The 25,353-nt window shown below is 37.7% G+C and carries 20 protein-coding genes; 3 read left to right on the top strand and 17 right to left on the bottom strand.

The window, feature by feature from the left end; translation table 11 throughout:
• Window positions 1-227: 227 nt before the first annotated feature.
• Entirely contained in the window at window positions 228-1,163 is a 936-nt protein-coding gene (locus E1I69_RS18920; RefSeq protein ID WP_136381121.1) for an amidohydrolase family protein, read from the top strand.
• 81 nt (window positions 1,164-1,244) lie between these two features.
• Here E1I69_RS18920 and E1I69_RS18915 read toward each other — a convergent pair whose 3' ends face one another.
• The 3 genes from E1I69_RS18915 to E1I69_RS18905 all read right to left on the bottom strand — a co-directional run bounded on the left by E1I69_RS18915 (window position 1,245) and on the right by E1I69_RS18905 (window position 4,418).
• On the bottom strand, window positions 1,245-2,489 hold the full coding sequence (locus E1I69_RS18915) for an MFS transporter (RefSeq protein WP_136381120.1): 1,245 nt from the start codon (window positions 2,487-2,489) through the stop codon (window positions 1,245-1,247).
• Window positions 2,490-2,585: 96 nt separating this feature from the next.
• Window positions 2,586-3,110, bottom strand: a complete 525-nt coding sequence (locus E1I69_RS18910) for a CBO0543 family protein (protein ID WP_136381119.1) — start codon at window positions 3,108-3,110, stop codon at window positions 2,586-2,588.
• 141 nt (window positions 3,111-3,251) lie between these two features.
• Window positions 3,252-4,418, bottom strand: coding sequence for an LL-diaminopimelate aminotransferase (locus E1I69_RS18905; RefSeq protein ID WP_136381118.1), 1,167 nt, complete (start codon window positions 4,416-4,418; stop codon window positions 3,252-3,254).
• Between the two features lie 245 nt (window positions 4,419-4,663).
• Between E1I69_RS18905 and E1I69_RS18900 the strand changes: the two genes are divergently transcribed.
• The gene (locus E1I69_RS18900) at window positions 4,664-5,890 is read left to right on the top strand and encodes an MFS transporter (protein ID WP_136381117.1); all 1,227 of its coding nucleotides are present in this window, start codon (window positions 4,664-4,666) and stop codon (window positions 5,888-5,890) included.
• Between the two features lie 113 nt (window positions 5,891-6,003).
• Here the strand turns inward: E1I69_RS18900 and E1I69_RS18895 are convergent, their stop codons facing one another.
• The 9 genes from E1I69_RS18895 to E1I69_RS24460 all read right to left on the bottom strand — a co-directional run bounded on the left by E1I69_RS18895 (window position 6,004) and on the right by E1I69_RS24460 (window position 19,075).
• Window positions 6,004-6,609 carry a class I SAM-dependent methyltransferase gene (locus tag E1I69_RS18895; protein WP_161974941.1) on the bottom strand — a complete coding sequence of 202 codons (606 nt, stop codon included), beginning with the start codon at window positions 6,607-6,609 and terminating at the stop codon, window positions 6,004-6,006.
• A 126-nt stretch (window positions 6,610-6,735) separates the two neighbouring features.
• Complete coding sequence (locus tag E1I69_RS18890; protein ID WP_136381115.1) at window positions 6,736-7,587, bottom strand: M15 family metallopeptidase; 852 nt, start codon at window positions 7,585-7,587, stop codon at window positions 6,736-6,738.
• 317 nt (window positions 7,588-7,904) lie between these two features.
• Window positions 7,905-9,191 (bottom strand): TIGR02679 family protein, encoded by a 1,287-nt coding sequence (locus E1I69_RS18885; protein WP_136381114.1) that lies wholly within the window; start codon window positions 9,189-9,191, stop codon window positions 7,905-7,907.
• Entirely contained in the window at window positions 9,181-13,296 is a 4,116-nt protein-coding gene (locus E1I69_RS18880) for a TIGR02680 family protein (RefSeq protein WP_136381113.1), read from the bottom strand. Before E1I69_RS18880 ends, E1I69_RS18885 begins: the two co-directional genes overlap by 11 nt.
• A complete protein-coding gene (locus E1I69_RS18875) occupies window positions 13,296-14,456 on the bottom strand; it encodes a TIGR02678 family protein (protein WP_136381112.1) in 1,161 nt (386 codons plus the stop codon). Before E1I69_RS18875 ends, E1I69_RS18880 begins: the two co-directional genes overlap by 1 nt.
• Window positions 14,453-15,955, bottom strand: coding sequence for a TIGR02677 family protein (locus tag E1I69_RS18870; RefSeq protein WP_136381111.1), 1,503 nt, complete (start codon window positions 15,953-15,955; stop codon window positions 14,453-14,455). The genes E1I69_RS18875 and E1I69_RS18870 overlap by 4 nt, the downstream gene beginning before the upstream one ends.
• 330 nt (window positions 15,956-16,285) lie before the next feature.
• The gene (locus E1I69_RS18865) at window positions 16,286-16,972 is read right to left on the bottom strand and encodes an OmpA family protein (RefSeq protein ID WP_136381110.1); all 687 of its coding nucleotides are present in this window, start codon (window positions 16,970-16,972) and stop codon (window positions 16,286-16,288) included.
• Entirely contained in the window at window positions 16,965-18,791 is a 1,827-nt protein-coding gene (locus E1I69_RS18860; RefSeq protein WP_136381109.1) for a MotA/TolQ/ExbB proton channel family protein, read from the bottom strand. The genes E1I69_RS18865 and E1I69_RS18860 overlap by 8 nt, the downstream gene beginning before the upstream one ends.
• 128 nt (window positions 18,792-18,919) lie before the next feature.
• Window positions 18,920-19,075 carry a hypothetical protein gene (locus E1I69_RS24460; RefSeq protein WP_154670418.1) on the bottom strand — a complete coding sequence of 52 codons (156 nt, stop codon included), beginning with the start codon at window positions 19,073-19,075 and terminating at the stop codon, window positions 18,920-18,922.
• Window positions 19,076-19,224: 149 nt separating this feature from the next.
• Here E1I69_RS24460 and E1I69_RS18855 point away from each other — a divergent pair, with 149 nt between their 5' ends.
• The gene (locus E1I69_RS18855) at window positions 19,225-20,328 is read left to right on the top strand and encodes a DUF4236 domain-containing protein (RefSeq protein ID WP_136381108.1); all 1,104 of its coding nucleotides are present in this window, start codon (window positions 19,225-19,227) and stop codon (window positions 20,326-20,328) included.
• Between the two features lie 107 nt (window positions 20,329-20,435).
• Here the strand turns inward: E1I69_RS18855 and E1I69_RS18850 are convergent, their stop codons facing one another.
• The 5 genes from E1I69_RS18850 to E1I69_RS18830 form a co-directional block, all read right to left on the bottom strand.
• A complete protein-coding gene (locus E1I69_RS18850; protein ID WP_136381107.1) occupies window positions 20,436-20,606 on the bottom strand; it encodes a YvrJ family protein in 171 nt (56 codons plus the stop codon).
• Window positions 20,607-20,669: 63 nt separating this feature from the next.
• Window positions 20,670-20,885: a DUF2922 domain-containing protein gene (locus tag E1I69_RS18845; protein ID WP_136381106.1), complete on the bottom strand. Its 216-nt coding sequence runs from the start codon at window positions 20,883-20,885 to the stop codon at window positions 20,670-20,672.
• 35 nt (window positions 20,886-20,920) lie between these two features.
• Window positions 20,921-21,151: a DUF1659 domain-containing protein gene (locus E1I69_RS18840; RefSeq protein ID WP_136381105.1), complete on the bottom strand. Its 231-nt coding sequence runs from the start codon at window positions 21,149-21,151 to the stop codon at window positions 20,921-20,923.
• Window positions 21,152-21,732: 581 nt separating this feature from the next.
• The gene (locus tag E1I69_RS18835) at window positions 21,733-22,494 is read right to left on the bottom strand and encodes an NERD domain-containing protein (RefSeq protein WP_242634642.1); all 762 of its coding nucleotides are present in this window, start codon (window positions 22,492-22,494) and stop codon (window positions 21,733-21,735) included.
• 164 nt (window positions 22,495-22,658) lie between these two features.
• Complete coding sequence (locus tag E1I69_RS18830) at window positions 22,659-25,166, bottom strand: restriction endonuclease-like protein (protein WP_136381104.1); 2,508 nt, start codon at window positions 25,164-25,166, stop codon at window positions 22,659-22,661.
• Window positions 25,167-25,353 lie beyond the last annotated feature (187 nt).

Raw genomic sequence — 25,353 nt, 5'->3', positions numbered from 1 at the left:
TTTATTAACAAAATTTTTTGATAATTTATGATTGTATCGTACCCTCTATTAATGTCATAAACAATACTGCTGTTTCTCTATGTGGAACAACTTCAAAATAAATTTCACTTTTCGAAAAGTATCGTTATCTAACAAATCTAAATATTTTTTATTCTACCTTTTCAAGTACAACCTTCTTTGCTATATTACGTACTATGGACAATGTTACAAACTAGGAGGTATAGGCAATGCACGACTTTCATACACATTTTATCCCGCCAGATGTCATCACATGGCTTAAGGATCATCAAAAAACAGTAAATGCAAAATGGGTTCAAAAAGAAGCAAACAAAGATGAATTTTTAGTGGTGAATGAAAAATGGGGCTTTGAACTGAAGCCAGCTTTCATTGACAGTCATCTTTATTTAAAAGAACAAGAGAATGCTGGCGTCACTCACTCCGTTGTTTCACCGATTCCGCAGCTTTTCTTGTATGATTTTCCTGATGACATTTCATCTGAGTTGTCTCATGTATACAATCTTTCTTTAGCACAATGGACAAAAACAGCACCCCAGAACATTTCAGCACTCGGAACTGTCCCCCTTACGAACCCAGACAAAGCAGCACAAATTTTACACGATGGAATGAATCTTGGACTAAAAGGAGTCATCATCGGTCCTGGCCTACCAGGTCGGATGTTATCTGATGAATTTTTCATACCATTTTTTGAAGAAGCAAATCGGCTCAATGCGATCGTTTTTATCCATCCACTTTTAGCAGAAGACCAGCGTCTCCAAAGAAGAATGATGCCGAACCTTATCGGTGTTCCGTGGGAAACAACCATTTGTGCAACAGATTTTTTATTAAGTGGGCTGATTGATCGATATCCAAATGTAAAAGTTGTATTTGCCCATGGGGGTGGATTCCTTCCATATCAAATTGGGAGATTGGATAAAGGATATGAGCAGTGGAAACAAGTATCCACAAATCTTCAAGCTCCACCATCAGAGTACATAAAACGCTTCTGGTATGACACCGTATTGTGGAACCAAGATAGCCTGGATTTCCTATGTAAAATAGTTGGAGAAGAAAGAATCGTACCAGGTTCAGATTATCCTTTTGACCTTTCTGTATGGCCTCCTGACGAAAAGTTTCAACAGGGAGCAGCTTCGTTACTTGGGTAAATCACATTCCTCTGGACAAAATTCGAAAAAAACGGTAGCCAAACCAATTGTGAGTTTGACTACCGTTTGTGTTTTTTATCATTATTCCCGAACAGGTATCGGTGCTCCTGCTTTCACTAGCGCTTTACTTCCCATAAGGAAGAAGGACAGTGCGACCATGAAGATCCCCGTGCCAATGAGGAGCCATTCGATTTTTACCATATCAGCAACTGGTCCGAAAATCAACATTCCAAGAGGCATCATCGAGGTGGAAATCATACTGAATACCCCAAAAACCCTTCCTAGAAAGTTTTCCTCAATTTTTTCCTGCAGTAATACGGTTGCAGGTGTATTAAAGAGTGGCATTGCGACACCGCAAATTAGCATAACACCTAAATACAACCAGAAAATCGGTACAATTCCTAGGCCAATTGTTGTTAAACCAAATATGACACTCGCCAATGTCATCGTATGAATCTTATTTTTGAAACCCCCCCAAGTGGCAATCACTCCTCCCCCAACCATCATCCCGATGGAAAAAGCAATTTCAATCGCTGTTAACCGCCACACATCATCCCCGAAGCTTCGCGTGACTTGAAGTGGTGTAAGGAAGGCTGCTGGTGCCATAGCCACAAAAAAGATCGCAAAGAAAATGAAAAATGGCTTCAAAAATTCACTTTGTTTAATATAGTTTACACCGAGCTTAAAATCTTCAAGATATCCGACATGTTGTTGTTCGTTCGCCTTCTTATGGGAAGGAATTTTAAGAAAGACTAGCAACGTGATAATCGCGATCGCTGCCGTAATTACATCAATAAAGAAAATAATTTCAAGCGAAGCTAAAGTTAGCAACGCTGCACTTACCATTGGTGCGATCAGCATAATCACAGCTTGAATGCTTCCATTTACCCCGTTTGTTTTTGTCAGCTTATCTTGTGGGACAATTTGAGGTAAAATTGCGCCGACCGCAGGTGTTTGGATTCCTGTTCCTAGTCCCCGAATCGCGGATATAACAAAAAGGAGCCAAATGGAGTCATACCCCATTAGGAATAAAATGGCTAATAGTAATGTAGAAAAAGCAATCATTCCGTCCGCCAGAATGATTAACACTTTCCGATTATATCGGTCAGCCCACACGCCAGCAAAAGGAGAAAGGAAAAAAGTCGGTAAAAATCCACAGATAATCGAGATGGTCATCATCATTCCTGACTGTGTGGTAAGGGTGATATACCACATAATCGCATATTGAACTAATGCCGATCCAAACAGAGAAATCGTTTGGCTTCCTAGAAAAAGAATAATATTCTTTTTCCAATGTCTAAAATCCCGTTCATTTTTTGTATTCATACATTCTCTCCCATCATAAATTAAGGAACTCCAAACAAGAGTTCCCTTTATCATGAATAACTATATCCTATTTTAAAGCCTTTTTCCATCTAAATTTTACTTTATGTATTTCAATGGAATTGGAAACATAATTAGAAGAAAAATAATCCAAATAATCGATAATCCCCACGCAATAAGGGGGTGTTTCTGGTGAAGTCTAAGCATCGGAAACATAACGAGATTAAACAGAAACGACCAATGGATCGTCCAACCATGGTGGTGTTTGATGAGGTGCAAATATTTCAAATTGATGTATTCCACTATTACGTATAGAGACACCCACAAGCCAATCCAGATTAACTTTCTCCAGTTTTTTTCAGGAAAGTGTCCGAGATAGATGAGAGTTGTTGCTGGATAGGATACAAACATAATTAATAACGTAATAAATGTATGATTGATGAGGATGTTTTTGGCAAACATCGTTTCCTGATACGTCCAAATCCAGTAATCATGAAATAATAGGTTTTTTAAAAGGTCCCCTACTAAAAAGAACAAAATAGTTGGGTAATATTCTCGCCACCTTTTCCAATCTCCCCATTTTATCGCGGCCAAAAGGAATAAGGCATTATAGACTAGGTGCATCGAATACACTCCTGAATAAGTAGTACTACTATAATACCCAGAAATTTACAATAAAATAAGACGAATCTTATATTTGATTCGTCTTTTTATATAAAAGTGTAGGATTTGTTTGAGACAAGTGCTCCAAGCTAAGTCGTAACACTATTTTAATAGCGGAATATCTTTTAATCGCTGGACAACAATTTTGAGAGTCTCTTCATTTTGAACGAGCCCAATTCGTACATAGCCCTCTCCACTCGGACCAAAGGCATTTCCTGGAGTAACCACAATTCCCGCTTCATCAATTAAGCGATACGTAAATTCAGTGGATGTAAATCCCCTTGGAACCTTCGCCCAGATAAACATCGATGCTTTTGGAGAATCCACTTTCCAGCCCACTTCAGCTAGTCCGTTCACTAAGAGATCACGTCGTTTTTTATACGTTTCACGCAAGTTGTCGCTGAAGCTGGAGGTATCCCTTAATGCAGCAATTGCTGCTTTTTGTATGGGCAAAAACACTCCATAATCAAGATTTGATTTGAGTCGCTTGATGGCAGCAATGATATCTGGATTACCCACAATATAGCCAATCCGACACCCTGCCATATTAAAGCTTTTTGAAAGAGAATTGAATTCAACCCCAACTTCCTTTGCCCCTTCTACCGATAAAAAGCTAATCGGTTTTTCCTCAAAATATAGCTCCGAATAGGCAAAATCATGTAGAACCATAATCTGATGTTTTTCCGCAAACTGGATGACTTTTTTGAAAAAGCATTGAGTGGCAAAGGCTGGCACAGGGTTGCCAGGAAAATTTAGTATCATTAGTTTTGCCTTTTGACAAATTTCCTCAGGAATGGCATCCAAATCGGGTAAGAACTGATTTTCCTCTATTAATGGCATGCCATACGGCTTGGCCCCCGCTAATGCAATACCTGCTGCATATGCAGTATAGCCAGGATCTGGAACAAGGACCAAATCTCCTGGGTTGGCAAAAGCTATTGGAAAGTGAACAAGTCCATCCTGAGAGCCCATGACCATTAATGCTTCATTTTCTTTATTAATGGAAACATCAAATCTTCTTATGTAGTAATCAGAAATGGCATCATGTAATTCATCAATTCCAGTTAATGAATAACCATATAATGTAGGGTTTTGAACATGAGTAGCCAATGCTTCAATGACATAAGGAGGTGGCGGCAAATCCGGACTTCCCACGCTTAAGTCAATGATGTCTTGCCCCTCACGCAATTTTTGTTTCTTATAGTTTGCTAGTTCGTTAAAAACCGATTCCCCAAATTCGTTCATTTTCTGTGATAGTGTGATTTTCAATGCTGTCACCTCATTTGTTAGAATTACTCCTATTATAACAAAATTATGAAAGTTTAGGTCAAGCCTTCACCGCTGAAAGCATCATCTCGTAGACTTCTTCAATTTGCAGATGCTGATGATCTTACAATCTATCAATTGATCTATGCATGGGCAAGCTCATTATAAAAAAACACGGAATTTCTGACAACTGTCATATATAATTGATATAATCATTAACAACATCTATTAAGAAATGAGGACTTCATTTGCAAGGAACGAATAAGAACACAGAAAAATTATGGACGAAATATTATTTTCTTACGTTTGTTTATACGATGTCTACGCAAATTGCAAATAATATGTTAATGACTGGACTCCCCTTATATGCCATCCATCTAGGTGGTGATAATTCCATTTCAGGTATGCTTTTTGGTTTCTTTATGTTTGTCGCGATCCTATTTAGACCTCTTTTCGGCAAAATAATAGATGAAAAGAGTCGTAGAATTGTGTTAATTATAGGAGCGGTGGTAACCGCATTTATCACTCTTTCCTATGTTTTTGCATTTTCAATTGGCCTTCTGTTGGTTATGAGAAGTTTACACGGCATAGGTTTTAGTGCAACAACCAATGCATCCGGGACCGTTATTTCGGATATTGTGCCAAAACGTCGGTTGGCAGAAGGTGTTGGTTATTTTGGGTTATCCAATACACTCGCAACGGCAGTGGGACCAGCTTTAAGTATCTATCTTATTCAACAGTTTAATTATCAAGCTCTCTTCATTGTTGCCGGTTTGATTGGCTTGATTTCGATTCTTTGTAGCCTTTTTATAACGTATGAAAAAGGAAAAACAAGCATCGAACGCAAACCATCAAATCAAAAACGAAAAATCTCTGAACTGCTTTATGAAAAAACAGCTCTTCCAACAGCTTTAGTAACGGTTTTTGTTTATGTTGGAATGGGTGTAGCGTTAACCTTTATTCCAACCTTCGCCCTATCTTTAGGAATCGAAGATATCGGTTTATATTATACGGTTTATTCAATTGCCCTATTATTCACGAGAATTGTTGGAGGTAAATTGGCTGATAAATATGGAAGTTCATTGGTCATTATCCCTGGATTAATCATTATGACGCTCTCATTTGTAGTTTTAGCCTATGCTAATTCCTTAAGTGATTTCATCCTAGCGGGCATCCTTTACGGATTAGGATTAGGTTTTGTAGAGCCTGCTTTAAATGCCGTGATGATTAAGCTTTGCCCACCTGATCGAAGAGGCGCAGGGAACTCGACGTTTTTCACTGCCAAAGATGTAGGTAGTGGAGTCGGAGCTTTATGCTTAGGTTTTATTTCCCTTCATGCTGGCTTCAAAGCGGTCTTTTTATATAGTGCATTAAGTATGATTTTCGCATCTTTCGCCTATGTATTTATCCTGCGAAGGCAAATGAAATTTGTTCAAAGTGCAGAAAGTTCAAATATACAGGAAGCATCAGTATAGAATCAAAGTTTTATAGATGTGCCAGGTACCCCATAGGTTCCTGGCACTTTGCATGTTGGAGTAGGCAAATTTCATATAACCATTAGTTAATCCGTCCTTAAAAAGTTGTTTTACTAAACTGGCTTTGCCCAGATAAGATGAACAGTATTTAACACGTAATGCTCTGATTTAACGATGGATAGTGGAGATTCTTGCACAAGCTTTAGAATGTCACGATTCGTATGACACCCTACTTTTTTAAAATAAAATGAGTTTGTTTTATGTTGAATCCAGGCAACGAATGTGTTTGTGCTGATCCCATGTTCAAAGAGAAGAATCTTTCCATCCTCTTTACACCAGGAAGCCATTCTTTTAAGTACCTTTTCAGGATGAGGGTATGAGCAAAGCGACAATGTTGAGATAACTGTATCATACGTTTTTTCTGGAAGAGCGATTTCTTCTACATTTCCAAGTCGAAAATCTACTTGACGCCCTTGATCCGCTGCTACGAGTTTAGCTCGGTTAATCATATTCGGACTAAAGTCAACCGCAGTGATTCTCGATGATTTCGGATAAAATTGAAAGCTCATTCCCGCTCCAACCGATAATTCCAAGATATCACCTGTAGCTGACTGTAGAAGCTTCCTTCTCAGTCGAAAATCCATATTTTTTTGTTTGGCTCGTTTATAATATTTACCCGCCTGCTTATTAAAGATCTCAACTTGATGATCGATGTTCATTTTAAGCACCCCCATTTTTAGATATGTATGATCGTAACTTTTATCGATTACTATAATTGTAAATGTTGTTGAATAGGTAAATCAATGTGCAAAAGAAAAAGAGCCCTTTTTAGGGGCTCTTCTACTCTATTTTTCTATAACGCCAAGATATTCTTCTAAAGTAAGTCCTTGTTCTGTGATATATTTGGCATGCTCTACACCAACATAGCGAAGATGCCATGGCTCGTACATATAGCCCGTGATATTTTCTTTACCCTCTTGAAAGCGGATGATAAATCCAAACTCAGCCGCGTGCTCGGCAACCCATTTTCCTTCCACGGTTTCTCCAAACTCTTGGACAAGCTGGTTGTCCACACTATCACTTGTCACATCCATCGCAAGACCCGTTTGATGTTCACTTTGACCTGGTTTGGCACTAAATGTATTTGCCTCTTCTTCCCCATTTGCACGAACATAAGAATCATAAAGCATATTCTGTGTACCATATGAACGGTAGCCGGATTGTGCATGAAGTGTGATTCCGTCATTACTTGCTCCGGCAAATAATTGTTCAAGAGCATCCGCAGCCTCTTTTACCATCTGTTTACGTTCTGCTACGGAAGTGGAAAATGCTACATTCGGAACTGAAAGATTTTGTGGTACATATGATTCATCCAAAACCCCAACCTCTTTATTTACTAACAATAAAAAGGGATCATTTGGGTCAATGACTGGCTTCTTATCTTCAGGAGCCACTTCTGTCTGCTCACCTGCAGTTTGGGTCTCAGGTGCGTCTACTTTTTCCGGCAATGCTTCCCCATTGCTTTCTTTACTTAACGCAATTTTTCCAACCACGACTTCCTTAATTGAAGTATAGCTTTCTTGTAAAATATCAGAAAAAGCTTCCCTCGCAAAAAATAGAGAGGACGCCACCAATACAAGTACCAACCCGATGATTACTTTCTTCAATGTTATTCCTCTTCCCTCAATCAATATCATTTATCTCCACCTATCATTCTACTATATTTTACACAAATCGACACAGGGAATTAGTTGTAAGTTTTTAGCATGAGGAAAGTACTAAGGGCCCACGGGGACGGTTCTTGTGGTTCCATATCACCTTGTTGTCTAACTACCGATTGGTTTTTGACACTATCAATCTTGGTTTTTCAGTTTGTGTCAGAATGAGAAATTGATTTTGACTCATTGCTGCTATTGTGAACTCTTACTGTCCAAATCGCTCTCTATTTCTAAGTTAAATCAATCACCAAAAGGCATGTACCTACCAAAAGGTACATGCCCACATATTATTGATACTAAAAATCAGTTGTGTTTAATCCCTTAATATCATCAATCATTTCATGTACAAGTGCTTCTTGGTACCCTGCTAGTTTTGTTTCTTTCATAGCGGTAATAACGTCAACCCATTCAGGAGAAGTGATTCGATCTAGTTTACTAAGTCTCGTTGAAATATCTTCACTAGAAAGTGATTCTAAATAGGATTTTTTATCCATTCGCCATAAGTGGACATTTTCCTTGTATCTTTCTTTGAGGCGATTTGCTATGGAAATCCCCTCTGGGTCCAAATCACCTGAATAATATAGAATACAATTTTCTGCTACTAACAAGTCCAATAATCGCCAGCCTGCCAACCTTACTTGGCCATGCGTGCAGATAATAGCAGCATCAGGAACCCTATCCATGATCGTTGAAGCAACACTTGAGTTTTCAACCACCCAAATCTTTTTTCCTATTACAGGTGCAACCTTATCTATTTTTGCTAACTCTTTCATTGGAATGTTCATAACTGTCCGAGTCAAGGCAGCAGCTTTCCAAACAGGATGGACTTCACCATTACTTGAGGCAAGCAGCCCTTGACAAGTCACAAAATTCCATAGATCATCCCGCATAATTCGATATTCCGACAATAATTCATTAAGCTCCTCAACACTCTTGGGCATAACCACTTCAGTGTTCCCATGAATCAATTGATCAACATACAAACAATGAACAAATAATTTGCCACCAATCTCGTTATTGTCGAAGTAGTGAGGGTTACCAGTGATCCTTTGAGAAAAGAAGGGGAGCCTTTCAAACTCTCCTTCCTTTGGAAGCAATGTGAAGGCCTTGCAAGTCGTTTGAATTTTTTCACGAAGATTGTCCTTATTCGCTTTATATAACGACCAAATCCATCTTGTGTCCGGCCCCTTAGACCGAATCCATTCAATCCACCAGCCTAATTCGGGATGATGGATTGATTGGAAAAAAGCATCCTCTTGTTCTTGCGCTACCTCTAATTCTTCCTGTTTCGTCCAAATTCTTTCCTGGAAAAATTCCTCTAATAAAGTTAGTAAAGTGTAATCTTCAAATCCGGTATTTGCTAACTCAATATCAAAATCAATTAAGGATATCGTTCCTTTTTGTAAAATCTTCTCCTTCGGCACGCCTAAAAACCCTGCGATGGAATCTAGTTCATGACTCTCAAAATCTTTTATGCCCACCGTTCCACCAATTCTACCTAGAGAGCGATATTTCTCTTTAAATAAGCGAAAAAGCTTAATAAATCCTGGCTCTTCCTTAAATATTTTTACTCTACTGTTCATTCGTCACTAGCTCCTCCATAAACGCATCCCCATCAATGACCAAGGATTTTTGTTTTCCATCCCATTGATAACGAATGACAGTAACAAAATCAGCGTTTTTCGGGCGAACAAGTTCAGCGATAGACAGACTTGAAATCGTGTCATAGTCCCCCCAAAGGGCTTGAGAGTTCATAATATAGTTGAAGCCAAGTTGTTCAACAACCTCAAACATGTCACGAATATTATTTTCATCCACACCAGCAAATGCTTCATCCAGAGAAATAATATATGGTGCCATATCACCCGCTTCTTTATAACGTGAATAGGCTGCCGTGAAAAGCGGAATATACATCGCCATGGCTTTTTCTCCACCACTAAATTTAAAGAACGCATTATTTGTTAGCTCACGCTTTGGCTCGTTCACGCGACTGAAAGATAGGACAAATGTAAACCATTTGCGATAATCAAGAACCTCTTTAAGAACTTGATGAAGTGTTGAACCTTCATTCCTTAATTGGATGAGCTCTTTTGCTTTGGCAATTCGAGATTGGAAGTGCTTTGTGATTTTATTTAAATCATCTTCACTGAGGAACTTGCTATTTCTTTGTAAAAGCTGAACAAGTTCTTTTGTGTCCATCTCATTTTCAGATTCAGCAGTCAATGGTTTCCAAGCAATTGAGAAAATTAGACCGGATGAATTATCACGCTCCGCCATAATTTTATCCATTTCCTTTACCCATTGCTGAGCTCTTTGAATTCGATTTCGGAGAATAGTCCCTACTGTATTTACAATGATATCCTCATAAAGTTGTCGGTCTTGTTCATCAAGCCATCCTTTTTGTTCCTCGAGTTCTTTCTTTAAAGCAGAAGAAACATAATAGGGATTGACCCGTTGCCCCCTATATTCCATCTGAATGACACGTCTTCCTTTTAAAGAGTTCCATTCAGACTTAAATGGTTCATATTGCTCACCAAAATCCTCTTGAAACCACTCTGGGAGGTCTGCATCATCTGTATATTCAAACATTCTATATTCAGTTAAATGCGTTTGCTCATTAAAAAAGACTTTTGTTAATTGCTCCAGTAACTTTGAACGATCATATTTCACGAAAACGGGTTGCAGTTGTTCAAAAATGGTTGCAGCATCATTGCCTTCAACTTGCACAAAGCCTTGGTGCTTTTCCTTTTCAACTATTTTTTTCCACTCTTGGTTCATATTCTGCCAAAAGGCAAGGTCTTTCTGTGCATCTTGTAATTTATCATTACATCGATCTTTGTTAGCTTTCGTTTGCGGTAGGGTATTCGAAATGAGTTGAATCTTGTCTTCAGCCTCTTTTAAAGCAATCTGAACTTCTTGAATACGTCTTCTAACGTCATCAATACCCTTTAATTGAAGCTGTTGTTCAATTGATTCAATTTCAGCTTTCATCTGATTCAACTGTGTTTTTCGAATGTTTCGATCGCCAGCAATTTCATCCAATTCTTCCTCTGTTTCTTCAATCCGCGACATGACATCTGAAACTTCTTTCTTTGTATAAGCGATTTGGATGGAAACGTTTTGAAACAGATTAAGGTGTTCAGAATAACTTTCCGACGCCTCTAATGCATGTGAGATTTCTTCCTTTGTCAGGGTAATATTCAGGTGAATACCTTGTTCACGCAACTGTTTTTTCACTTCATTTAGACGATCATATATTTTTTTCCATTCCTCATCAATTTGACGAAGAAAATCCTGTTCGCGCGTGAGTTCTTGCTTTTTTTGAATAATTTGTTCATTTAATTCCGATAAATCCTTGTCATTAGGGAGTTCCTTCTTCCATCTATCGACCATCTGTTGTTCTTCTTCAAATACGTTTAACACATTTTGTAATTCTGCTAACTCTGTTTGGAGCTTAAAAATGGTCTCCGTCCAAATTCGTATTTGTTCCTTTTGATGACGTTTCCTTGAAGCACGGCCAATAAACTTTGAGCTATCTTCAAAAGGTGCGTGACCGACTAAACAGCCTACTGAGTAGGAACCGTCAATATCGACGTGAAATCCACTTCCATCCCTTTCAAGTGAGATGCTTCTGAGTACTTCATCTATTTTTTCCATTGAAATTGGACTGTCTTCATCTACATCTGGCATTAAATAATCAGCTAATGTATAACCCAAAAGACGTGGTTCAGTTACAAGCACTGCATCCTGTTCAGGTGATAGTGGTTGGTCAGTAATCAAACTGTCTAAAATCCCTACCCGTTTCAGGGCTGATTCAATTCGCTCCTTTTGCTCTTCTGTAACATGTTCACGAAATTCAACTGCTGCATAAAATGGGAGAAACGCTTGTCCTTCTACCTTTAGTTTCCCTCGAAATTCTTCCGTTCCCTCTGATCTTTCCGGCTCGACCATTTTTTGATGTTTTATTCGAGAAAGCTCTTCTTCTGCTTCCTTTATTTCCTCTTCCTTACGTACGATTTTTTCCGATGTAATGGCGATGTTCTTTTTAACTTCTGCCTCATAATCATGGATTGCCGAAAAAAGCTGATCACGAACCACATCAAATCGATTCCGTTCATAAAGACCTTGTAAGGATCTTGCAATTTCCTGTCGCATTTCTACAGTATAAGTGAGCTTTGGACGTTCTTCCATCCATTGAAAAACGTCGTTCTCAAGTTGCTGCTGTTGTTCCTCAAACCATGCTTGAAGGTGATCCAACTCTTTTAAACATTCATCTACAAGCCGTTTCTTCTCGGAGGATTGGCGCATGAGACGTGAATGTTCCTCCCCCAATCGTGTTTGTTCTTCAGCAAGTTTTTCTAATTGGATCAAGAGCGCTCGATGATCTTTTGCTTCCTTTAACCAAACGGTAAAATCAAAACGGTCCGCCTGTGCACGTTCAAAGTCATTTACATTAACTTTATGCTGTGAAAAAGCCGATTCTAGGGCATCTACATCAAGTTCTTCAAGTAATTCTGAAGCCTTTCTTTCGAGCTGTGCAAGCTTCGTTTCGTATTCTTCTTTTTCCTTCCAGAACCGATTTAGTTTGTTATTTTGGTCTGCCCACTTATTGTCAAGCTTACTTATTTCTAGTGATAACGAAACAGATTCTTTTTCTTTATCTGATTTTTTCTCCTCTAATGACCATACCTCATGCTTTTGTAAGGAGCTTTTCTCTTGTTCAGCAATATATTTTTGTTGTTGGTATACTGTTTTATCTTCAGAAAGCTTCTCTATTTCTTCATCAAATTCTTCGAGCTGTTTGGATAAGTCCTGAACCAGCTTTTTAGCAGAGGTACTCTTCTTTTCAGCTCGCTGCCACTGGTTAGCCCGTTCCGCTAAAATGAATTGATTATAAGCATCATAGACAGACTCAAGCCTTCCGATGGACTCATATTCTCTTTCCAATTGCTCCAGCTGTTGGGCTGCCTGATCCATATTTTCAATCGTGTCTGAAAGATGACGCAATTCATCATCTGTTAATGGTGGTAAAGCAGATTCTAAGATTTCATAAATAACAGTAGGTTTAAAATCCTTCGAGAGCTTTGGACTTCTTAATTGAATTAATAATTTGATTAAATCTTCGTAAGCATCTATTGAATTAAAACCAAAGACATATTTATTCACAAGCTCCATGTATTCGCGTTGTGTATTTACAATATAACCACCATTGCCAATCCGATTTTCCAATTCTTTCGCTGAAAGTGGAACCATATCTCCGGCGTATTTCTGTGAAAGATGGAAATCATGACCCACTCTTCGGTTATCTGTCAGCAGAAAATACCAGGATTTGATCCCTTTGTTTCGCTTCGCCTGCATCCCAATCCCCGTTGTAATATACTGCTCTGAATCTCTTTTTTTGTATTCAATAAACAAATATCCCGTCCGTTCATCCCGATCCACTACTTCTTTTTCACCTAATAAATAATCTTCCATTCTTCTAGCTTTTGAGCCAAAAGGGTCAAGACGATCAGGTGACTTTTTCCCATCTAGCAAAACTGGCAGGAAGCTTTGCATCGTTACTGATTTTCCTGAGCCATTCGATCCTCTTAATAAGAGCTTTCCATCCTCGAAATGAAAAATTTCATGATCGTAGTACCAAAAGTTTAATAGACCTGCTCGATTCATCACCCATCTATTGGTTGCCATTAGACTTCTCCTCCTTCAAAATCATCAGGGTACGATCCTGTCAACACCCCTAAGATTGGTTTCATTTTAATTAAAGAGCTTTCCTCCTCAACTTCAACCATCATCCAGTCCTTCATGGCATCTATTAATTCAGTCCGAACAGCGCTCGTTGTTTTCTCACGGAAATATTTGGCCCAGCCACTTTCGTACTTTTTACGTAGAATATCTAGAACACCATCTAGTTCCCCCTCAGTCATCACAATTTCTCCATTTTCCTTTGGAGTAAACTGTTCAAGATGATGATGAAGATAATCTGATAGTTGTAAGAGAATATCTGTTGACGCCTTTGAATTTGGATATATCTGTTGGTACTTTTTCGGCTCAGCCACTGATAAAAAAGCTGTATTTTTATAAACATGTAATTTGTAATCACTATGATTCTCAATATCTTCAGCTAAACGGTTGCGGTAATTTCGAATATATAAAAAATCAGGGTCTTGAAGGTCTACACGGTGCAGAGCAGGTGAAAAAAAGAGTTTTCGATACACTCTCTTTCTACGTTCATCTTCTTGATTGAGTTTCCAATCCTCATTTAAAAGCTCTTCCCAATTTTTATAGGTAACAAAATCATCTGGATAGGAGCGCATAAAATAGCGACTGTACACCGTTGCTTCATATAATACTTCCTGTTCTTCATCGTGGTCGAATCGACCAATGTCCCCATCAATGGTTCGGATTAATTGGAAATCAAGTAAGACCTTAATCGCTCGAATAAGTGACTTTCTATGGATATAAAGAGTCCAATCAAGTTCAAACTCTCCTGGATAGTCTGCCTGTATTTCTTGGCATAAATCCGATAATAAAAACTGTTCATCAACAGATTTACCCTCTAAAAAAGATAAAGCACAGCAAAAAATGGCATAATCCATCGGCTCCTGAAAATCGTTAATTCCCATCCAACTCTGTGGTTCAACAGGGATTTTTTCAAGTTTGATAAAATGCTGATGAACAATAAGTCGCAACCCAAATTTTTCATTAATGTAACGACGAAGGACCTTTTCACGTTCACGAATAAGTTGATACCATTCCGGATTTTCCACACGTAAAATCCAGTAATGATTAAATAAGAGATCCATACCAAGGCTCGCTTTCTCATCAAACTCTAGTGTTTGCTCCCTCATCCTAACCCACTTCCTTGTTCCACAAATTCAAACCGTACATCAGGCATCTTTAAAGTTCCATCCTCAGATTCTAGTAAAATTCTTTTACTATTATCAATTGTTACCTTAACAACCATTCCATAATCTGTTTTCACCTTATGATTTTTACTTGCCATTGATTTTCCAATCCAACTCAGTAAAACCTTTCGAACAAAAGGATCCACCTTTGAAATTTCAGAAAGCTGAATGATTCCTTCATTCATATATTGGTCAATAAGGGCTCGCTCCTGCCTACGTTCTTCTAAATACTGTTCGCGCTGTTGCATTTTCTTTAATGTGTTTGACGTCATCGCACCAGGTTTTGTCTTTTCTCGATAACGATTGGTTCTTGGTTTGATCGATAAATGAATAGGATTCTCATCCCACGTATCAGAATGCAAATTATCGGTGGTCCCTTCCTCAAGTTGAAGGTGTTGAATCGTCATTGCTCCAAAAACAACAGAGGAAAGCTTATGTGCTTCATCTAAGGATGTGCTATTCGCAAACCAATTCGCTAAGTGCAGGTAATCATTTTTCCTACTTCGAAAATGCTGTTGTCTTTCACCAATTCGCTGGACATATCGTGTCATACGACGGATCATTTCATTTGTTTGCCATTGGAGCATGTCCAATTCACTCTGCTGGGTACTTGAACCTAAGAACCATTGCCTTAATGAATCCCAATATTCTATGTACTCCGTTCGCCATTCCTCAACTGATGTAGAAACATCCTCTAAGCGTGGAATGGATTTTCGATGTTCAATCAACTTTCCAAAAAACACATCTAATTTTTGCGGAGTTAACTCATGTAACCTTTCCCCAATTTGGAGAGAGGTCTTTTGAAGTGACACAATGAAATCACGTAAATAGGTTGTAAACTGATTTTTATAAACAAGAAAGGCTTCTGTTTGCATCCTTTGATCTGTTTGTTCACTATTAATATAAGCAATATAATCAGCCGTACTTGTGCGGATGGTTTGGAAATAACGAAAGACATCTTCCCACATTCGCATATATTCTTCTGCATTCTTTGGTAATTGGTGTTCCATTTCATGTTGTAAACTGGTAATCGCTTGGAGGAGTCTATCAAATTGAGATCGTTCCAATGATCCTTGAAAAGTATCTCCAACCTTTTTTTCAAGAACAACAAGCATTCTTTCGATTTCTATTGTATAAGGAGTAGACTGATAGCGAAAACGCTTCTTTTTATATTCTTCAACCGTTTTCGCATTCGTCATATCTTGTCTGGCAATCAAATTGTTCCACTTTACGAGTTGTGCCAATTGTTGATGGAGCTGCTCTTCCTGATAATCAGAAAAATGAGGAATAGAACGCATATATTCTAAAATTTCTTCCGGTGCAATAAAATCTCGCATTCTCTCATGCTGATGATAAAAATAGCGTAAAATTGTCCGATACTGAGCAGCAGAATCTGCTGTCAAATAACTAGCCTCTATCACTTTCTTCATAGTCACGTCCAAAAACGATCATCCTTTCGGTAGGTCACGGAAACATGTTCCTCGTCCACTTTCGATTCGAGGTTATGTAATCTTTAAGTACTATTTTATAGGAAATCCATTTATATGGGAAATGGTAAGTAGGGTATTGGTTACATTTGCATATTGAAGGTTTCAAAGGTGAGGTTACTTTAGTTTGGCAGGGATCGTTTTTGTTTTAAGGGTATCCCCCCTATTTTCTCCTAAGCTTACTTTCGACATAATTTGCTAAAACCCTTCTTCATTTAAATAGTAACGGTGTCATTTGATTGTTCACCGACCCAAAAAAGAATCCGGCCAAAACCGAATTCTTCCTCATCTCCCTAACAATTCTCTTGTCTTTTCTAATATTTCTTGATCTTTTAAGCGGAATTTAAACTCGACTCTCCGAGAGGCTTGACCGTCGTAGTTTCCATTCTCATCCACACGCCCGTCCGTAAAGGATCGTCCATTCACCGTGAGCTTCGTTTTTAAATGTTCCTGGATATTTTTATACGGAAATTCCTCACTTAAAATATAGTCCGCCACACTATAGGCCCGTTGCTGGGAGAGCTCCATATTATACAGATACGAACCATCCTTGTCTGCATGCCCTTCGATGATAATTTCAGAAATATATTGTTCATACCCATTCTCAAGCAGCACATCCAAATACGCCGGGACAAATTCATTCAAAAATGTAAATGCTTCAGGTTTTAACACCGCTGAATCATACTCAAACAAAATATCCGTATTAAAAATCAATGCACCCGTTTTTTCGTCAATTTCAATGCTAGAATCACTGAATTTTTCGTTTAAATCCTCAATGAGCCCCACCCTGACTCCCATGATTTGATCAATTGTTTTTTTCATTTCTTGAATTTGAAACGACTTGATCACCATCATGATAATAAAAATCAGGATAAAACATAGCAATACCGATGTTAATAAATCCGTAAAGGATGGCCAAAACGAACTCTCCTCTTGCTCCCGATGAAAAAGCCTTTGGTATTTACTAATCATTCGTTCCAATCCTTACACGACTATTTTCCTGAACCGTCCTTTGGCTAATCGACTGAAGCTGTCGGTTAAATTGTTGAAATTCCTGACCGATATCTCCCAATGATTGCTGCAACTGACGCGCATTTCTTTGCCCAATATCCCCTGTGATCTCGCCAATCTGTTTAAATTCCTTTTTTACTGACTCATTCATCTCCAGGATGTATTCATTCAGATTTCTGCTTATTTTATCAAGTTTTTCCCCTAGAGTCCCCTCTAGATTTGTCACATATTTCGAAAGCGTATCACGTAAAGCATTCACACTCGCGTCTATCTGGTTTTCTTTATATTGAAAGGAATCTCCCATTTGGGTAATCGTCCGATTGATTTCATTTAATAGCTTCATATACTTCATCCCCACCTGCTCATTTGAGCGAGACGCCTCACTCAAGTAGCTTTCAATCGCTTGGGAATTTGTTAAATGAACCTGTAAATGCGAGTTAAATTCATGAGTGAAATGCGTCAATTCATCGAAGCGATAGGATAAAAGATTTTTATATTCCGTTTGGGCTTTGTTAATTGTATCTAGCGCATGTGGCAGACGTCCAATAGATTGACCAAGCCCTTTAAAATCATTCCGAACATCACGTAGGGAAGAAATTATATCAGTTAACTTAGAACTTACATCTGTTCCAAAAATGCGTTCAAACTGAAGATTATTTTCCTTCATCAATTTAATCTGGTGTTCACTTTGTTCATTCATTTTGTCAAATGCACTATAAATCGATTCCTGTCTCTCGGCAATGGTGGAGAAATATTCTCTAAGATCGACAACGGATTGCTGAAAATGATTCATCGTTTCCTTTTGCGCTACCGTTAATTCCGCTATCTTTTTATACGTCTCCGTAAAAGCACTACGCATTTTTTCGTTGCGCTGATCCATGCTCTCAAAATACGTAAACAGTTGATCAAAGTTGTGGTTTAATTTTTTCACACCTTGATCAAAGCCCTCTGTTAATTCCTGAACACCATGAAAAATCACAGAAAACTGTTTAAGATTTTCCGTAAGTCCCTCATTAAATCTCGCCAAATCCTTAGCTGATTGCTGCAAACCAACCGTATATTCCTGGAACCCTTTGAATGAATTGACGATACTTTGAAGCAACTCTTGATTCGTGTTCCGTAGCTCGAGAATCGACGAATTGATTGTCTCTGAAACAGCAATTAGTCGCCCGATTCCATCCTGTTCATTTCCTTCTAAAATCGACTCCGTTTTCAACATGATATCCGTCAACATAAATTCCGTATTGGCGACCCGGGTCACAACCGTCATGATCAACGACAACCCCATTCCAGCAATACTCGTGTAAAACGCAACATCAATCCCCGCAAGCACTATTGCGACGTTTTCCACAAGCATATCACCTGTTGTGTCAATGCTCCCTAGTGACATCGCCAATCCAATGAACGTCCCAAGCACACCGATTAAAATAAAAATGGACACCGTCATTTGAACGATTTTAATCAGATTCACAACCTGTACATTCAATACACGCCACCCAGATATTTTGTTTTGAACAAAGGTCTCGACCTTCACCGATTCCTTTTGGCTCACTTGTTCAAAATCTGCCTGAATTCGATTGAGCGGATCAATCTCAAGTGTATTCGTATCACGGATAAAATTCCGGATTCTACGCAATTTGCTGTACAGCGTAAAATGAACTAGAATTGCCACGATAAACCCAACAAAAAGCACCATAAAAATCAATTCAACCAACGGACTCGCCAATACTGCCTCTGCCTGATCTTCCCTCACAAATAACCTCAAAATTACTTCAACCACTGTTAGGCCCCCTTCACTGCACGTCCAAAATTCACCTTGCTTATAGCTATTCGAAAAAAGGACAAATCATGCAATGCATTTAAGATTACCGTGGGCACCATGGGGAGCGGATTTCCTGTTAATATGTTCTACCCTAATTTATTTTTCAGTTTCAAAATTTCATCTTCTGATAAACCAGTAATCTCCTGAGTTAAAGAAAGGTCCAGACCTTTTTTAATCATCTTTAAAGCAGTTTGATATTTTTCTTCTGTTCTTCCTAGCTCTTTACCTTCTTCTCTTCCCAATCTCCGCTCACCTTCAAGGTTACTTAACAAATCTCGTAGTTCTTTTGCCCGCGCTTCATAAATGAAACCCGCGCCTTTGGTACATTCTCCAACATTTATTCATTTTTGGTATAATGAGGAAAAATAATAAAATCGCGGGGTGAAGAAATATGGGACTCAGCTTTCGTAAAAGCTTTAAAATCGCACCCGGTGTGCGAGTAAATGTATCGAAACGTGGGGTTGGTGCCAGCTTTGGAGTAAGAGGTCTACGTTATTCCGTTAATTCGAGAGGGCAAAGAAGAGTAACAACTGGCATTCCAGGTAGCGGCATTTCTTACACAACCACTGCCAGTTCTGGACGGAAAAACTACCGCTCTAACGCTTATAAACAACATAATGAACTGAAAAGACAGCAGCGTGAAGCTCAAAAACGCCAGGAGATTGAATACAATCAGTATCAGGTAGAGCTTTTTGAGAATAAGCTTGAAATGATTAAGTCGATTCATAAGGAATGCGACACACCTGTCGATTGGGAAGAACTAAGACATACTCCTCCACCCTTTCTACCTGGACATCAAGGACCGCATGAGATTTCTGCAAGAAAAGCGGCAAACGACTATAAGCCGGGCTTTTTTGAAAAATTATTTAAGCAAGACGTGAAAATACAGGCAAAATTACAAGCCGAAATTGAAGTGGCAAAGAAAAAGGACCAAGATGAATACGAAGAATGGGAATATTTAGTTCAAATTGCTTCCAAGGTGTTGGAAGGTGATCCCGACACCTATTTCCACGTTTTAGAGGAATTTGCCCCCCTCGACGACTTAGCCGAATTTGGCAGTGGGTTTGAATTTTTCATGGAGGATCCATCCTATCTTGAGGTTGAATTTGACGTCCATTCGTCTTCAGTCGTTCCAGATGAAATCTTATCCTTAACGAAAACAGGTAAGCTTTCAAGAAAGGCCATGCCAAAAACCAAAAAGCTAGACATTGAACAGGATTATGTGTGTAGCTGTGTGCTTCGGATAGCTGGTGATTTATTTGCTTTATTACCAATCGATTATGTATATATTCATGCGAACGACGAACGACTCAATACTGTTACCGGGCATACCGAAAAGGAAACGATAGTATCAGCCAAAATAGATAAGGAAACTTTTAAGAGTTTAAATCTTGATGCTATTGATTGTTCCGATTCGCTTAACAATTTTGAGCACAACATGAAATTTTTAAAGACAAAGGGCTTCCAACCTGTTGAAAAGTTAGTAAAATCATAGTACTACATAAAAAAGTACAGAGTTCTGCATCTTCCCTGCAAGGACTCTGTACAAGTGTTCCTCCTAACGTGGCACTTTTTTCTCTCGAATGTCAGGTGCCTCATTTTCTACGATATACTTTTCTTCGTCTCATACGGTGGGTCGGCCTTCATGCTTTGTGGTAGCATTTGAATCGAATCAATGACACTATCAAGCTTCCTTTCTATCCGGTGCAAAAGATAGAATGTCACGACGACAGGAAAGCCAACCTCTTGAATTAAAGGCAGCAGCTGCTCCACCATACCTCCTCCTTTCATTAAAAATCTAGAGCCAACTCCCTACTAGAGAGTTGGCCCATATCCTTACATTTCTACTGTTTCAACATTACGCTCGACAACGCGCGCGCCTTTTTTCTCAACAATCGCACCACCAGGTGTTAAAAACACATTTGTTGATATAATGAGATCCATTGCAGTGGAAACCGCTGCTGCATCAACAGGTTCGATTGGATTTTCAATGGAAACAGTCGCCGTTTTTCCATCTTCATTTTTAAATTGCATTTCCAATGTTTTTGCCATTGTTATTCCTCCTTTCTATCCATTTTGTTAAAAACTTACTTTCCGTCGCTAGCTAGTGAATAGCTGTCATTACGCTCAAATCCGACAAGCTGTAAACTTTGTAGCTTTTCGATTGAAACAGCTACTGCATACAAATCTTCAGCTGTAACAAGTGGGTTGATGTTGTTGTAGTTTTTATTTTTGTACGTCATCTGACCTTTGTCATCAACTCCATTTTCAAACTCGAAGCGTAACTGCGTACGTTGAATGTCTGTTAATACTGCCATGTCCCTCACCTCCTTTACACCTATGTTATAGAGAGGTAAGGGGTAAAAAGGGGCATCCATATGAAAAAAAATTAAAAAAAGGAAACACCTAAACTATTATTCTGGAGATTCTAAGGATTATTCTCCTAAAATGGATAGAGATCTTGTTGTTATTTTTTATTTTCTTTTTCTTTTTGTCCACGTGTCGGGGACGAGTCGTGGACATATCGTTAATCACTAAAAAAATCAACCAAAACCGAAAAGTTCATAATTTTGTCACAAAAAACTGTCAACTTTCTAGCGAACTAGTCGTTGAAGCAATGAAACTAGCTTTACGAAATGGGGCGAATCGCTGGACTTACATGAGACAATACTACTTGATTGGATTGACAGAGGGTTTCAAACAATTGATGAAATTCTTAACTCTCGCATTGCCCATAAAAGACAAAAGCAACAGGAAACCAATAAAAAACCAATCCGAAAAGAGTTGATTCCGGATTGGTTACAAAATGACATCCAGCTTGACAAGCCCGTATTTGACTTAGATTTCGAAGCCAAGCGGTCATTACTTGTTAACATCAAGGAAAAAAAAGCATCCTCTTCTATATCTTTGCCTGATTATTATTCAGAACAAACCTACACTTTGGATAGTTACTGCAGCCCATAAAAGCACCGTATTTTCCTTTTCGTTCAACAAGGATTGAACCACATTTTGGGCACATGTTTGCGTTAATCTTATACTGATTAAAGCGTTTTGAATCTTTAATGGTCTTAACATGCTGCTTTTTCTTTTCACGGTCAGCATTTATTGTCTTCTCAAGCTTTGCTGCAATTTGTCGCACTTGTCCAGTAGATATTACGACCTTTTTATGAGCATTTATTGTACTAACAAGTCGTGACGAATAAATAACACTTGTATTTGTCCCGCTTGTTTCAATTTTTTTGAGAGTTGCACGGTTACTGAACGAAACAATAGAATGATAGAGTTCTTCTTTCTCAATCCCTAAGTATTCCTGTAATGCTTTTATATGACCATAGTTTTGCCAAATAGGATTATAAAGCTTTTCCTTTCGCTTATAGAATACTTGTGTCCAATATTTACTCTTGGAATCACCGTAAATCCACCCTTTATAATTCTTTGTCTCAATTACAAAAATTCCATACGGTGACACGACAACATGGTCAATTTGAGAAGCTTTTCTATTTTTTAATGGTATTAAAACATCGTTAAAAACCTTATATTTCTCTTTATCAAGCTTGCTTAAATAAAGGCGAACCGATGCTTCTCCGAGGAATCCCTTAACATTAGGTAATCCAAGACCTACAAGAATGGAAATTATAATTAAACTAATTAGCAGCTCCAATTCTTTTCCTCCTGACCATGTAATGTGAAATACCATATACATAAATGTAATTTCTATATTTTTCTAGATTATACCACAAAAAATTACATTTTTTGATAATCAGTAGGTAAATACTATCGGAAAAAGAAGAGCCGTAATGACTCTTCTTTCTTTTGAGCTAACTATTACCTAGCTTCTATTATTTCAATTATTTGTTTAAACACGCTCGATGGCTTTTTAATTAATTCTTCATAACCAATTAACTTATTTCCGTGTTCATGAATGATATTCATGTGTCTAATCTCGTTATCCAAGTTCACCACAACATTTTTAAATTGAAATCTATTAATTTTTGACGCTTTATCCAAATTTTTCGCATCCAAATCAATTGAAACCTGATCTGATATTCTCCTTAGCATTCGCCAAATTGTTCTTTCTTCCTTTGATTTCATGAATATCTCCGGTAGCTCTTTTGCATCTTTTAATGTTGATAATGTGGTCATTGAATAAATTGAGATTCCATAACCAACAGGATTAATTGGTTGTGATAGTGAATTCCAAACCTCAATTTCAAATTTTAGATATTCAGCAGAATCGTTGATAAGGCGTTCATTGATTTCAAATCCTTTAACAAATTTAACGTCAGTTATTTTCCCATAACAAACTATGCCATTTTTAGAGGCTATACCATTAACTAAATATAATGCAACATACTTCGCTTCCTGCCAGCCTCTTTTTAAGCTATTTGAAGGGATATAGTAAAAAAGATTATTGATAAATCTTTCATAATATTCCTTTGATGTTACCGTTCCTACAAGGACCCTTTCATCTAAAGCGGAAATCCATTCTTCTTTAGAACCCCTCGGTAAAATTCCTTCCTTCTGAATTTCCTCTGGACTTTTTTCAATTAAATGTTCTATAAATTGCTCAACCAATCGTGTAGCATTGGGTAGAAAAGGAAAACCACCGATATTCACCTTACCAATACTCTGATAAAAATGATGGTTTTCGTATAAATCCTCATCCTTCCAAGGAAATAATACATATGCACCAAATGCAGTTCTTTCAAATGGACCATTTTGTTGATCTACCAAAGAATCCCTGTACCTATGCATTGTATTTATATCTTCTTCCATTGGTCCAGGTTCCTGGTAATACCTTTTGTAATAGCTGCCTTCGACAGCAAAATCAATCCGATATTTAGCATCAAAAATATAATTGTATTTAAAATTTTTACCTTTTTTTTCAATACTTAGTGTCGTATCCGGTTTTTGAGACAAAGTAGGTAAATTACGTTCCGCTTTTTGATATGTTAATATAATCTGTTCCTTTGTTACGGGATGTTGGTATACTCGTTTTGCAGTAGATTTTGTGTCCAGATTAACAAACAAACCTTCCCGATTCACCTTAATTATATCTTGATCTATTTGTTCATAATTTTTATTTAGAATTTGACCCAGCTTAATAAAAGTCCAATATTCATACATTGTAGCAACATCTTTTACAGACATTTGGTAAAGAGTTCCTTGTAATGTAAGTCCTTTTGAAAGTATTAAATAAGTTTGAAATACATTCCTATATCCTGGAGCCATTTGAATTACAAGACTCATTACCGACCTATCTAGTTTTCCTATCTTATTCCAAAATGAATTCTTCACTCTTTTATCTAAGCTTGAAAGCTTTGTTTCAATTTTTTTAACTAAATCTGGATCGGGCTCTACTTCATACCGCTTATTTTTACTTGCTACTTTCATTAATAAATTTGAAATTTTGTTCTGTAGCCTAATCATTATCCATTTAATAAATTGATTTTCAAGTGTATCGATGGTATGGTCTTTTTTGATTTTCAACCCTGATTTAGGCAAAACCACTCTATTTTCCATCTCAATTCCTGATTTAACATCAATAAGCAAATGTGGACGTTTCCTGATATATTGTCTGCCTTTTTGATCTAATTTACCGAGTTGATCTCCCCTAGCGTGAATATGAGTAGTAATTAATTTACGATTGGGTTGTGACTCTATATGTTGTATTGCTTTTATTAATCCTTCAAAATGAAAGTCTAGTAACCGATAAAATTCGCTTCTTGAAGGTTTTCCTTCAACATTTACTTTAGCTCCTAAATATGTTTTCTTAATGAAATGAAAAGCTAAGTTATAAATCTCATCATTTACCTCATCAAGAAGTTTTTTATAATCAGCTTTGTAATCTAGCTTCGTCGGAAATATTTCCATAGTTACTTCTAAAAGTACTTCTTCTCCACTTCGAATTTCGAATGTTGATAAACCAACTTCATTTTGAAACTGTAGGCTCCCCATTAAAAAATAACTATCTCCAATATCAACTCTTCCTACCGCTTTTCTCAGTATAGGATGTTCATGATAGAACGATAAATCGTTCTTATCTTTTGGTGAAACAACTATTTGATAACTTCCGTTTTCGAAAAATATTGGTCTCTGATTTGTTGGTTCGACTAATGCTTGAGTTTCCAGATCATATACTTTTTTGACATTAATATGTTTACCCCTGACATCAAAGTTCATTACATCATGAAAATCTAGCTGTTTGTATTGTAATAATCCATGATATTTTTCATGATAAGGTTTCCCTTTTATAACAAGAGTGAAATCGGCGGTATCAACGTATACAAGTTCTACTTCATTAGGAGCCGAGCCAGAAGGAAGTAAAGCCATCATACAGCCTCCTTCTCATCTCAATTACTTTTCTTGCACTTTTTGGAAATTTAACATTACCCTGAATCCGTGATAAAAAATAATTTTTCCGATAATTTTAGGAATTCCTTATTTTCTTGCCATTCGTACTAATTTAAGTTGGATTGATTGGTTTTTGTGTACACTAAATAAAACCTGCTTACCTATA

Origin of the sequence: Bacillus timonensis, from assembly GCF_004799755.1 — a bacterium.
Classification (GTDB): domain Bacteria; phylum Bacillota; class Bacilli; order Bacillales; family Bacillaceae_L; genus Ferdinandcohnia; species Ferdinandcohnia timonensis_A.
The sequence above is the reverse complement of the archived record's forward strand: the minus strand, read 5'-3'. Positions and strand labels throughout refer to the sequence as shown.

Bases quoted from the DNA above. Each gene is read 5' to 3' on its own strand.
- E1I69_RS18895 (WP_161974941.1), bottom strand. From the start codon at position 6,609: ATGAACATCGATCATCAAGTTGAGATCTTTAATAAGCAGGCGGGTAAA.
- E1I69_RS18890 (WP_136381115.1), bottom strand. From the start codon at position 7,587: ATGATATTGATTGAGGGAAGAGGAATAACATTGAAGAAAGTAATCATC.
- E1I69_RS18865 (WP_136381110.1), bottom strand. From the start codon at position 16,972: ATGATTAGTAAATACCAAAGGCTTTTTCATCGGGAGCAAGAGGAGAGT.
- E1I69_RS18875 (WP_136381112.1), bottom strand. From the start codon at position 14,456: ATGAGGGAGCAAACACTAGAGTTTGATGAGAAAGCGAGCCTTGGTATG.
- E1I69_RS18855 (WP_136381108.1), top strand. From the start codon at position 19,225: ATGGGACTCAGCTTTCGTAAAAGCTTTAAAATCGCACCCGGTGTGCGA.
- E1I69_RS18885 (WP_136381114.1), bottom strand. From the start codon at position 9,191: ATGAACAGTAGAGTAAAAATATTTAAGGAAGAGCCAGGATTTATTAAG.
- E1I69_RS18830 (WP_136381104.1), bottom strand. From the start codon at position 25,166: ATGGCTTTACTTCCTTCTGGCTCGGCTCCTAATGAAGTAGAACTTGTA.
- E1I69_RS18910 (WP_136381119.1), bottom strand. From the start codon at position 3,110: ATGCACCTAGTCTATAATGCCTTATTCCTTTTGGCCGCGATAAAATGG.
- E1I69_RS18915 (WP_136381120.1), bottom strand. From the start codon at position 2,489: ATGAATACAAAAAATGAACGGGATTTTAGACATTGGAAAAAGAATATT.
- E1I69_RS18845 (WP_136381106.1), bottom strand. From the start codon at position 20,885: ATGGCAAAAACATTGGAAATGCAATTTAAAAATGAAGATGGAAAAACG.
- E1I69_RS18840 (WP_136381105.1), bottom strand. From the start codon at position 21,151: ATGGCAGTATTAACAGACATTCAACGTACGCAGTTACGCTTCGAGTTT.
- E1I69_RS18920 (WP_136381121.1), top strand. From the start codon at position 228: ATGCACGACTTTCATACACATTTTATCCCGCCAGATGTCATCACATGG.
- E1I69_RS18880 (WP_136381113.1), bottom strand. From the start codon at position 13,296: ATGGCAACCAATAGATGGGTGATGAATCGAGCAGGTCTATTAAACTTT.